General features: G+C 74.6%; 12 protein-coding genes. 6 read left to right on the top strand and 6 right to left on the bottom strand.

What is annotated here, in order from left to right:
- Positions 1-40 precede the first annotated feature (40 nt).
- Positions 41-580: a nitroreductase family protein gene (locus Aru02nite_RS31385; protein WP_239077071.1), complete on the bottom strand. Its 540-nt coding sequence runs from the start codon at positions 578-580 to the stop codon at positions 41-43.
- Between the two features lie 601 nt (positions 581-1181).
- On the opposite strand from Aru02nite_RS31385, the gene Aru02nite_RS31380 reads away from it, so the two are divergent.
- The 5 genes from Aru02nite_RS31380 to Aru02nite_RS31360 all read left to right on the top strand — a co-directional run bounded on the left by Aru02nite_RS31380 (position 1182) and on the right by Aru02nite_RS31360 (position 6259).
- Positions 1182-2876 (top strand): PP2C family protein-serine/threonine phosphatase, encoded by a 1695-nt coding sequence (locus Aru02nite_RS31380; protein ID WP_203663754.1) that lies wholly within the window; start codon positions 1182-1184, stop codon positions 2874-2876.
- The gene (locus Aru02nite_RS31375; protein ID WP_239077070.1) at positions 2873-3877 is read left to right on the top strand and encodes a cobalamin B12-binding domain-containing protein; all 1005 of its coding nucleotides are present in this window, start codon (positions 2873-2875) and stop codon (positions 3875-3877) included. Before Aru02nite_RS31380 ends, Aru02nite_RS31375 begins: the two co-directional genes overlap by 4 nt.
- Positions 3878-3931: 54 nt before the next feature.
- Positions 3932-4768 carry an alpha/beta fold hydrolase gene (locus Aru02nite_RS31370; RefSeq protein ID WP_239077069.1) on the top strand — a complete coding sequence of 279 codons (837 nt, stop codon included), beginning with the start codon at positions 3932-3934 and terminating at the stop codon, positions 4766-4768.
- 9 nt (positions 4769-4777) lie between these two features.
- The gene (locus Aru02nite_RS31365) at positions 4778-5602 is read left to right on the top strand and encodes an AraC family transcriptional regulator (RefSeq protein WP_239077068.1); all 825 of its coding nucleotides are present in this window, start codon (positions 4778-4780) and stop codon (positions 5600-5602) included.
- Positions 5603-5746: 144 nt separating this feature from the next.
- Complete coding sequence (locus tag Aru02nite_RS31360) at positions 5747-6259, top strand: DUF4232 domain-containing protein (protein WP_203663751.1); 513 nt, start codon at positions 5747-5749, stop codon at positions 6257-6259.
- A 63-nt stretch (positions 6260-6322) separates the two neighbouring features.
- On the opposite strand, the gene Aru02nite_RS31355 is transcribed toward Aru02nite_RS31360, so the two are convergent.
- The 3 genes from Aru02nite_RS31355 to Aru02nite_RS31345 all read right to left on the bottom strand — a co-directional run bounded on the left by Aru02nite_RS31355 (position 6323) and on the right by Aru02nite_RS31345 (position 8609).
- Positions 6323-6778: a hypothetical protein gene (locus tag Aru02nite_RS31355; RefSeq protein ID WP_203663749.1), complete on the bottom strand. Its 456-nt coding sequence runs from the start codon at positions 6776-6778 to the stop codon at positions 6323-6325.
- A gap of 18 nt (positions 6779-6796) precedes the next feature.
- Positions 6797-7267 carry a GyrI-like domain-containing protein gene (locus Aru02nite_RS31350; RefSeq protein ID WP_203663747.1) on the bottom strand — a complete coding sequence of 157 codons (471 nt, stop codon included), beginning with the start codon at positions 7265-7267 and terminating at the stop codon, positions 6797-6799.
- Between the two features lie 70 nt (positions 7268-7337).
- Positions 7338-8609: an MFS transporter gene (locus tag Aru02nite_RS31345; RefSeq protein WP_203663745.1), complete on the bottom strand. Its 1272-nt coding sequence runs from the start codon at positions 8607-8609 to the stop codon at positions 7338-7340.
- Positions 8610-8706: 97 nt separating this feature from the next.
- Between Aru02nite_RS31345 and Aru02nite_RS31340 the strand changes: the two genes are divergently transcribed.
- Positions 8707-9216, top strand: a complete 510-nt coding sequence (locus tag Aru02nite_RS31340) for a MarR family winged helix-turn-helix transcriptional regulator (protein ID WP_203663743.1) — start codon at positions 8707-8709, stop codon at positions 9214-9216.
- A gap of 54 nt (positions 9217-9270) precedes the next feature.
- Here the strand turns inward: Aru02nite_RS31340 and Aru02nite_RS31335 are convergent, their stop codons facing one another.
- Complete coding sequence (locus tag Aru02nite_RS31335) at positions 9271-9744, bottom strand: peroxiredoxin family protein (protein ID WP_203663741.1); 474 nt, start codon at positions 9742-9744, stop codon at positions 9271-9273.
- Between the two features lie 26 nt (positions 9745-9770).
- A partial coding sequence (locus tag Aru02nite_RS31330; RefSeq protein ID WP_308446286.1) for an RNA polymerase sigma factor occupies positions 9771-10328 on the bottom strand: 558 nt, incomplete at its 5' end.

The raw sequence follows: 10328 nt of genomic DNA, 5'->3' as shown, positions 1-10328 counted from the left end.
CGGACTCCGGCTCGCTCGACCGAACCTGCGAAGACACGCCCTAGCTGTCGACGCCTGCGGTGGTCAGATCGGTGATGCTGCGCCGGGTCCGGGCCGGCGGCGCGGCACCCACCGGGCGGCCGACCGCGGTCATGGTGAGGATCCGCCACCCGTCCGCCGGCCGCAGGTCCGCGCGCAGCCCGTCCAGGTCGAACGCGCGGAACTGCCGGCACGCGAGACCCATCGCGTGCGCCTGCACGGTGAGGTGCGCGACGGCCTGACCCAGGTCGTACTCGGCGAACTCGGAGTAGTCCCAGTCGGTGTCCTCGACGTACCGGTGGGCGAGGTTGACGATCAGGACGCCCGCGGACGGCGCCCACTGCCGCGAACTCGGCGCGAGCCGTTCGACCAGGCGGGCGTGTGCGGCGGTGCCGCGGCGCGCGACGACGAACGACCACGGCTGCGAGTTGCCGGCCGACGGCGCCCAGCGCGCGGCTTCGAGCAGCAGCTCGACGTCCGCGTCGGTCAGCTCGTGGCCCCGGTCGAACTGGAGCGGACTGTACCGGCCGGCGAGCAGCGGGTGGAGCGCGTCAGCGGTCACGCCCGGAGTCAAGTCCCGGCCCGATCGCGCTATTCCCGGGCCCCGTATCCGGCTCCGCGCCGGGGAATGCGGCCGATCGCGGCGTTGCGCCCGTCCCGTACGGCCTTGCCCCGGACCCCGGTCGGCGCGCGGTCGATGTCCGGCACGTCCGTCGTCGACGGAATCCCTGCCGTACGGCAACGGTTGCGGATCGGTTGCCGCTCGCGGGCACCGCAGACCCGAGGTACCGGCGGTGTCGGCGGGTCGCAGCTGCGTTCCGGAACCGCCGGATGGTGATCGGCCGCGATGCCACGATGTCCACCGGTGGAACGCATCGACCAGTTTGTTGCCGTGCGACAAATATCTGTGCGGTCCGGTGGGCGTGAGCGCCGGGCCACCCCCGGTGACCCGGTGGCGCGGGTGCACCGACCGGGCGCGGCGCGTCGCGTACCCGGACGGTGTGTCGACGCGGCGTGCGCACAGCGTGCCGCCCGAGCCGGGTCGCCGTGGGCAGGGACACGGCGCATGGACGGCCGGATCCCGCGCCCCTATCCTCCGGGAAAGCCGGCGGGCCGGCCCAGCGCGGAGACCGACGACGAGCGCGGCGGTGGGAGGTGGCGACGTGACCCGGCACCTGACCCGGCACCCGGGAACGGATCACGGTCCGCAGCCGCCGCACGCGTCCGAGCTGCTGCAACAGACGCTGGACGGGCTGACCGACGCGGTCGTGGCGTTCGCGGCCGACCACACGGTGGCCGGCGCCAACGCCGCCGCGCGCGAGCTGTTCCCGGGCCTGCGCCTTGCCGTACGGCTGCCCGGGTCCGGCGCGCTGCACGACGTGTTCGCCGCCGACGAGCCGACCGCGACCGTCGAGTACGCGGACCGTCGGTGGCGGTGCCGTCGCGCCCCGCTGTCCGCCGGGTACGCCTGGTACCTGCGCGACGTCACCGACGAGGTGCTGCGTACCGACGCGATCCTCGCCGAACGCCGGCGCGCGTCGTTCCTCGCCGACGCGAGCCGCCGCCTCGGCGCCTCCCTCAACGTCGACCGCACCCGGCTCGCCACCCTCGAACTCGCGGTCCCCGCCCTCGCCGACCGCGCCGTACTGGTGAGTCGCGGTCGCGGTCGGCGCAGCACGTGGCAGCGGACGTCCACCGACGAGGACGGCGTCGAGACCGGCGTGGCCGAACTCGACGACGTCCTCGCCGTCACCGCGCTCGCCGCCGCGTTCGACGGCGTGATGGTCGCCGACGGTCCGGGACTGGCTGCCGGGCTCACCGCCGTACCGTGGCTGGTCGCCGACGCGGACGGCTCGGCCCTCGTACTCCCGGTAGCCGGCCACGGCCGTACCGTCGGGGTGCTGGTGTTGCTGCGGCGCGCGGGACGGGCCGCGTTCGAGCCGGTGGAGACCGACCTGGCTGGGCAGTTCGCGGCGCGCGCGGGGGCGGCGATCGCGTCCGCCACGCTGTACCAGGACCAGGTGCGGGTCAGCGAGGTGCTGGAGTCGAGCCTGGTCCCGCCCGGACTGCCGGCGGAACGGGAACTCCGGCTGGCCGCCCGGTACCGGCCGGCGCGCGAGGCGCTCGGCATCGGCGGCGACTACTACGACGTGTTCCCGGCGGACGACGGCGGCGGCATGGTCGTACTCGGGGACGTGTGCGGCAAGGGCGTCGAGGCCGCCGTACTGACCGGCCAGGTGCGCCAGACGCTCGCCACGCTGCGGTTACTCGGCCAGGACCCGGTCACGATGCTCACGACGCTGAACGCGGTGATGCTGGCGTCCGACACGGCCCGGTTCACCACGCTGGTGGTCGCCGTCGCCGAACCCGTGGGCGCCGGCCGGGTACGCCTCCGGCTCGCGTCCGGCGGCCACCCGCCGCCGTACGTGCTGCGCGCCGACGGCACCGTGGAGCTGGTGGACCTGGCCGGCGCGCTGGTGGGGATCCTGCCCGAGCCCACGTTCGGCGAGACGACCGTACTGCTGGAGCCGGGCGACACGTGCCTGCTGTACACCGACGGGGTCACCGAGTCCCGCGGCGGTCCGCACGGCGCCGAGTTCTTCGGCCGCGACCGGCTCGCCGACCTGCTCGCCGGGTGCGTCGGGATGCCGACCGGTGCCCTCGTCGAACGCGTCGAGCAGGTCGCCACCGACTGGTCCGCCGGCAACGGCCACGACGACATCGCCGTCCTCGCCATCACCCCGTCCGACACCGCCGTCGCGTTCGAGGTGGCCGAGCCCGGCGTACCGCTGCCCGCCGACCTGCCGGAGGCGCCGGTCAGTCCGGTACCGGCGGCCGGGGCGGAGACCGTCGCGTGACGGACCGGGAGCGGTACCTGGACCTGGTGACCGCCGGCGCGGAACAGCCCGCCGTGGACCACGTGACCGGCATGCTCGACGCCGGCCACGACGCCGAGGAGGTACTGCTGGACGTGATCGCGCCGGCGCAGGCGCGGGTCGGCGAGCTGTGGTCCAGCAACGAGTGGAACGTCGCGCGGGAGCACGCCGCCACGTACATCAGCGAACGCGCGGTCGAGGCCGTGGCGGCGCGTACCGTGTCGTCGGGCGGGCGCGGTCATGTGGTCGTGGCGTGCGTGGACGGCGAGTGGCACTCGCTGCCGGCCCGGATCCTCGCCGAGACGTTGCGCTGCCGCGACTGGTCGGTCACGTTCCTCGGCTCCAGCGTGCCGACCGCCCACCTCGTGACGTACCTGCACCAGAAGGGGCCGGACGCCGCGGCCATCAGCTGCTCGCTGCCGACCCGGCTGCCCGCCGCCCGCGCCGCCATCGCCGCGGTACGCGCGGTCGACGTGCCCGTCGTCGCCGGTGGCCGCGGGTTCGGCCCGGACGCGCGCTGGGCGGCCCGGCTCGGCGCGGACGCGTGGGCGGCCTCGGCCCGCGAGCTGTTCGCGATCCTGGACCGGTGGCCGCCCGCGACGCGCGCGGATCCGGTCGCCCCGCTGCTGCTCGACGCCGAGGAGACGCTGGTGCAGCAGGCCCGGCCGCAGCTGATCGACGCGGCCTGGGCGGCGCTGCGCGCACGGTTCCCGCGGGTCGCGGACTACAGCGCGGCGCAGGTCGACACCACGAACGAGGACCTCGGGCACATCGTCGACGTCCTGGCCGCCGCACTGCTCGTCGACGACGAGTCGCTGTTCACCACGTTCGTCGACTGGATGGCCGGCGTACTCGGCAGCCGGCATGTCCCGCCGTACCCGGTCGCCGTCGCGCTGAGCGCGATCGCCGCCGAACTGGCCGAGTTCCCGCGCGCCCGCGCGTACCTGCGCACCGCGCGCGAGCTGCTCGCCGTGCGTACCTGACGGCCGGAACATTCGTCCAAGACCCGCGGTCCGCGGCAGGCGCACAGTACCGGGATGAGCGAGCACGAGGTCGAGCACCTGCACGGCATGCACGTGGTCCACGACGGCCCGCGGACCGCGCCGCCGCTGGTGCTCATCCACGGGTCGGGGGCCTCCGGCGACACCTGGAACCCGATGGTCCCGGCACTGGCCGCGCACCACCACGTCATCCGCGTCGACCTGCCGGGCTGCGGCCACTCCCCGCCGACCTCGTCGTACGCGGTGGCGGACCAGGCGGGCCGGGTCGCCGCACTGCTGGACGGTTTCGGGCTGCGGCACGTGCCGGTCGCCGGACACTCCAGCGGTGGGTACGTCGCCACCGCGCTCGCCGAACGCCGCCCCGAGCTGGTCGGCTCGCTCGCCCTGATCAGTACCGGGCCGCGGATGGACGCGGTGCTGCGCCAACCACCGATCATCCGGGTACTGCTCGCGCCGCCGCTCGGCCCGCTGCTGTGGCTGCGGCGCTCGGACTCGATGATCCGGCGGGGGATCGGCGCGACCGCCGCCGGCCCGGTCGACATCCCCGACGACCTCGTCGAGGGAGTACGGATGATCACGTACCGGTCGATGCGGGCGGTACTGCGCGCCAACGGCCGGTACGTCACCGAGCGCAGCGTGCCCGACCGGCTGCGGGCGCTCGACGTTCCGGTCCTGGTGGTGTTCGGTCTCGCCGACCGCCGCTGGGATCCCGCCTCCGCCCACCTGTACGACGCGGTGCCGACCGCGCGGGTCGAGCTGCTGCCCGACGTCGGCCACCTCCCCGTACTGGAGGCGCCGGAGCTGACGAGCCGGCTGCTGCTGGATTTCACCGCCACGCTCGCCGACCACCGGTCGGTACGTCCCGAGGACTAGCCTGGTCACGTGTCGTCGACCGCGCCCGACTGGGCCGACGTGGAGGTCGCCGTCCCGCACCCGTCGGTACGGCTGCCGGGCGTCGGCATGGCCGGCTTCCGGCAACGTACGCCGGCGGTGTGGGACATCGCGATGGTCGCGCACCCGTCGGTCACGCTGCTGCTCGACCTCAGCGACGGCTACGGCGCCGTGTACCTGGCCGGCGGCCGGCGCCAGCGCGGCACCGTCGCCGTCGGACTGCTGCCCGGCGAACTGCGCGCGACCGGTGTCGGCGTCGGGGCGTGCCTGCAGATCAGGCTGGAGCCGGCCGTCGCCACCGCGGTACTCGGTTCCGCCGCGGACCTCAGCGGCCTGATGGTGCCGCTCGACGCGGTGTGGGGCCGCGGCGCCGACCGGTTGCAGGACCGGTTGTGCGCCGCCACGAGCTGGGACGACCGGTTCGCGATCGCCACGGGCGCCCTCCTCGCGCGGCTCGGCGACCGGCCGCGGGTCGACCCCGAGGTCGCGTACGTCTGGCGGCGCACCACCGCCGGCCGTGGCCGGGTACGCGTGGACGGGCTCGCCGACGAGGTCGGTTGGAGCCGCAAGCGGCTGTGGTCGCGGTTCCGTACCCAGCTCGGCATCACGCCCAAGCGCGCCGCGCAGCTCGTCCGGTTCGACCACGCCGCGCACCTGCTCGCCGCCGGCCACGGCGCCGCCCGGGTCGCCGCGGAGAGCGGCTACGTCGACCAGTCCCACCTGCACCGCGAGTCCCGTACGATCGCCGGACTCACCCCGTCCGCCGTGGCCGCCGCGCCGTGGCTGGCGATCGACGACGTCGCCTGGCCGCGCTGACGGGCCGTCGAGGTGGGCGAGGATCCACCGCGGTGACCGGCCTGGCTCAAGTGCTACGCAAACATCGTGAAGATCGCTTCCGGATGACAAAACAGCCTCATACGGTCGGTTCCGGTACTTGTCCCAACCAACCGGAGGGCCGTCATGTCGCCGTCCACCGCCGTACGACTGGCCGTCGCCGCCACCGTCCCGGCCGCCGTTCTCGTCCTCGCCGTACCCCGCGCCGCCGCCGCGGACGTCCCGACCTGCCGTACCGCCGACGTGACCGTCACGCTCGGCTCCGTCGAGGCCGGCGCCGGCCAGCGGTACGCGCCGCTCACCGTCACCGCGCACCCGGGCGTCACCTGCCGGCTCACCGGCTACGCCACCGGCCTCGCGTTCACCGCCGCCGACGGCTCCGCGCTGCCCACCGACCCGCACCGGTACCCGCAGGACCACGTGCCGGCGGTCGTGCTCGGGCCGACCGCGGCGGCCGCGTTCGACCTGCACTGGGCGGGAGTACCGGTGGCGGAGGGGGACGACCCGGGGCAGGCGGCACCGGCCGCGTTGACGGTCACGCTGCCCGGAACCACCGACCCGGTCACCGTCACCTGGACCGGCGGTCCGACCTTCGACCACGGGTACGTGCAGCACAAGCCGGCCGCCGTCCGCCGCTGATCCCGGTCCCGCCGGGGCGGCCCAGCGCGCCGCCCCGGTGTCCCGCCCGACCGGCCCGCCTGCTCAGGTGGCGGGCCGGTCGGGCCGCGCCGGATGCGCGATGTGGTCCGGCATCCGTTGCCCCGCAAGCGAACCCGTCGGGAACGGCGCCGTCGTACCGGCGAGGCTCAGGTCCCCGGTGACGGCCGACTGCACGGCCAGCCCGCAGCCGTCCGGCGTCCGCGCGTACGCCGCGCCGGTGGTCGGCCGGGGCGCCCGCCGCGTCGCCCACCCGAACCCGTCCCAGGCCCGCGCCACCGCGTCGAGGTGCGCCGCGGTCACCCCGACGATCCAGTACGGGATGTCGAAGACCTCGGTGTCGTCGTCGACCCCCAGCGTGACGCCGCCGTGCAGCCGGGCCCGCGGCAGCCGCGGATGGCGCAGCGACAGGGACGCCGCCGCGGGCAGCGCGCCGAGCGTCCGCACCAGGTGTCCGAGCAGGATCCGGCGGGCCGCCGACTGGTCCGGTTCCGTTGCCACGTCGACCTTTCCGGACGGTCAGGGCGCCAGCGGCCAGCTCAGCTCGGTACGCAGCTCGCGCGGGTCCATGTCCGGCGACGGCTGCGTCACGTACGTCTCCCAGCGGTCGGCGCCGGGGGAGAGGCCCTGCTCCCGCATCCAGGTGCGCAGCCGCGTCCACGACCCGGAGAGCCCGTCGAACGAGCCGTGATGCGTCAGCCGCGCCGCCCGGCCGCCGGGCAGCGAACCGGCCACCACGTCGCCCTCCGCCCGCACCGCGCCGGCCGTCGGGAACCCGACCTCCAGGTCCAGCGTGTCGCCCGGATTGCCGTGGTAGAGCCCGAAAGCGGGCCCGAGCAGGGTGATCCGCTGCGCCTCGACGGCCCGCGCCAGCGCCCCGAACGACGCGTCGAAGAAGTCCCGCAGCTCGGCCCAGGTGACCACGCCACGGACGACCGCCGTCGTCGCCGGCTCCAGCTCCACCAGCTCCGGCTCCCCGGCCCCGGTCATCTCCCGCTCCCTCCGTCGGTGGGTACCGACGGTAGCCGCGCCGTACGACAGGAAACGGTCGGCCCGCCGCTCAGGCGCCGGACGCCACCGGCTCGGGCTCCTCGTCCGCCGGGGCGGGGTCGTGGCGGTGCAGCTGGCGTACCGAGGGGAGGGTCGCGGCGAGCAGCGAACCGCCGGCCATCACCGCGGCGCAGACCCACAGCCAGGTCGTGGTACCGGTGAGCGCGGCGACCGGGCCGGTCAGCGCGAGCCCGACCGGCCGGGCCACGAACGAGCCGACCATGTCGAACGAGTACACCCGGGCGAGCTTGTCCTCGGGGACGTTCTGCTGGATGGACAGGTCCCAGCTGACGGAGAACAGTTCCAGCCCGAGCCCGTGCAGGAACGCGCCGCCCAGCAGGAGCAGCAACCCCGCCGTCCCCGGTACGCCGAGGGCCATGGCGGCGGGGAAGCAGCCGGTGAGCGCGAGCAGCAGGGTGCCCTGGAACAGTCCGCGGCGCGGGCGCCACCGCAGCGAGAGCAGCCCGCCGGCGAGGAACCCGATCATCAGCGCGGACAGCGCCCAGCCCCAGGTGGCCTTGTTCCAGGTGGCGGACACGACGACGGGGCCGAGTACGCCCTGCACGCCGCCGTAGAACAGGTGGTAGAGCAGGGCCTGGAGGATCAGCATCCACAGCCAGGAGTGCCGTAGTACCTCGCGGAGACCGGCGCCGAGGTCGTGGAGCATCGACTCGGCGCGTTCGCGTACCGGCTCGGGGACGCGGAGCAGGTGGTAGCAGACGGCGGCGACGGCGAACGTGGCCGCGTCGACGGCGATCGCCCAGCCCGGCCCGATCCCGGCGGCGAGCACGCCGGCGACCGCGAAGCCGACGATCTGCGCGCCGTTCTGCGTCAGCCGGCGTTGGGTGACCGCCTTGCGCAGCAACGGTTCCGGCACGGTCTGCCGGGTCATCGCGGACGACGACGGGGCGGCGAGCGCGCCGAGGCAGCCGGTCACCGCGCCGACCGCGCCGAGCAGCCAGACGCTGGACCAGCCGCCGACGAGGCTCGCCGCGACGAGTGCCTGCGCGGCCGCCGCGGCGATGGCCGAGCCCTGCATCATCGCCGCCCGGGGCAGCCGGTCCCCGAGTACGCCGCCGAACAGTGCGGTCGCCACGTCGGCCAGCGCGTACGCGGCGACGACGAGGCCGAGCTGGGTGGTGGAGCCGCCGAGCGCGAGTACGGCGAAGGCGAGGGCGACGGGGGTGATCGAGTTGCCGAAGGAACTCGTGCCGGCGCCGATCACCAGCAGCCGGAAGTTCCGGTACGCCAGCGGTCGCGCCGGCGTCTGGACGGTCGTCATGGTCCAGAAAAGTACTTCGCTAGCTAATCTTTCGTCAACTAGATATCAGCTGGCGAACTTGTCGTTGGCGAAGTTCCGGCTGGACTACGATGACGCCATGCCGCCCGAGGACTGGACCGACCGCCACGTCGCGCGCTGGCGCGACCACTGGTCGGGCATCGCGTACGACGACGAGGTGGAGGGGATCGTCACCCGCATCGGACGCATCGCCCGATACCTGGACCGCACGGTCAAGGACGCCGCCGCGGCCTCCGACCTCCAGGAGTCGGAGTACAAGACGCTGCACGTACTGATGATCCGGGACACGCCCGGTTCGGCGTCGCCGACCGAGCTGGCGGAGGACCTGCGGATCTCCGGCGCCGGGATGACCGGCCGCCTCGACGCCCTGGAGAAGAAGGGCTGGATCAAGCGGGTCTCGGCGATCGACGACCGCCGCCGCGTCATCATCCAGATCACGCCGAAGGGCACCGAGATCTGGCGCGGCGCGATGGGCAACCGCGGCACCGCCGAGGACGAGCTGGTGAGCAGCCTCTCGGCGCGCGACCGCGCCAGCCTCAACCGGATCCTCAAGAAGCTGACCGTCTACATCGAGTCCCTCGACACCTGAGCGTGCCTCGACACCTGAGCGGCGGGCACGGGCGCGCCGTACCCGCCGGTGAGGTCAGGAGCCGACCGGGGTGCGCAGCGCGGCGATCGCGGCGGTGACGCCCGTCCGGTCGTACCCGGCGGTCGGCAGCGTGGCGCCGTGCGCGTGTCGTACGACGCCGTGGGTGTCGACGAGGAGCGTGCCGGACTGCTGCATCGTGCCGAACACCCGCCGGCCCAGCCCGACCGTCCCGTGTGGACGGCCGTGCGGGCCGGTCAGTACGGGGTAGGCGATGCGGTGCCTCGCGCGCCACGCGGCGGCCGTCGCCCGGTCCTCCGGTACGACGAGCAGCACGTGCACGTCGGCGGCCGCGTACTCCTCGGCGCGGGCGGCCAGCTCGCGCGCGTGCCGGGTGCAGATCGGGCAGGTCGTCGAGCGCAGGAAGTACATCAGGACGGCGCCGCGGCCGCGGAAGTCGCCGAGGCGTACGGTCCGGCCGGTGGTGTCGGCCAGCACCATCTCGGGTGCGGGCGATCCGGTGGTGAGCACGGGCGTTTCCCTTCGTACGGTGGGTGTCAGGCCGATGGCGGCACGCCCGGAGTACCGCGCAGGTCGGTGCGCAGCGCGGTGCGGGCCCGGTGCAGCTGCGACTTCATCGCCGCCGTACTCAGGCCGAGCGCGCCGGCGACCGTCCGCCCCGGGTACCCGAGGACGTCGCGCATGATCAGTACGCGCCGCTGGACGTCGGGGAGGGCGCGGATCGCGGCGGCGACCCGTTCGGCCTCCAACCGCCGCAGGACCTCGTCCTCCGCGGAGTCCACCGGGCCGGCGTCGGGCGCGTCGGACGAGTCGACGAGCCGGCGGGCGCGGCGCAGGCACTCGTTCCGGACGATCCGGAACATCCACGAGGCCAGCGCCGCCGACGCGCGCAGCGTGCCGATCTTCCGGTACAGCACGATCAGCGCCTCCTGCGCCGCGTCCTCGGCGTCCTCGGCGGACGCGCAGAGGTGCGCGGCGAAGCGCCGTACGTGCGGGTGCGCGCCGTGCACCACGGCGGTGATCGACTCCAGATCGCCGCTCTGCGCGGCCCTGATGAGCCGGTCGCTCGCCCAACCGCGGTCCGTCACGGTCCC

It is taken from the genome of Actinocatenispora rupis, assembly GCF_016861975.1.
GTDB classification, from domain to species: Bacteria; Actinomycetota; Actinomycetes; order Mycobacteriales; family Micromonosporaceae; genus Actinocatenispora; species Actinocatenispora rupis.
Note: the sequence above shows the minus strand (reverse complement) of the source record. Positions and strands in the feature narration are given on the sequence as shown.

Excerpts from the sequence above, each read along its gene's own strand:
- Aru02nite_RS31370 (WP_239077069.1), top strand. The coding sequence starts at position 3,932 with ATGAGCGAGCACGAGGTCGAGCACCTGCACGGCATGCACGTGGTCCAC.
- Aru02nite_RS31360 (WP_203663751.1), top strand. The coding sequence starts at position 5,747 with ATGTCGCCGTCCACCGCCGTACGACTGGCCGTCGCCGCCACCGTCCCG.
- Aru02nite_RS31350 (WP_203663747.1), bottom strand. The coding sequence starts at position 7,267 with ATGACCGGGGCCGGGGAGCCGGAGCTGGTGGAGCTGGAGCCGGCGACG.
- Aru02nite_RS31345 (WP_203663745.1), bottom strand. The coding sequence starts at position 8,609 with ATGACGACCGTCCAGACGCCGGCGCGACCGCTGGCGTACCGGAACTTC.
- Aru02nite_RS31340 (WP_203663743.1), top strand. The coding sequence starts at position 8,707 with ATGCCGCCCGAGGACTGGACCGACCGCCACGTCGCGCGCTGGCGCGAC.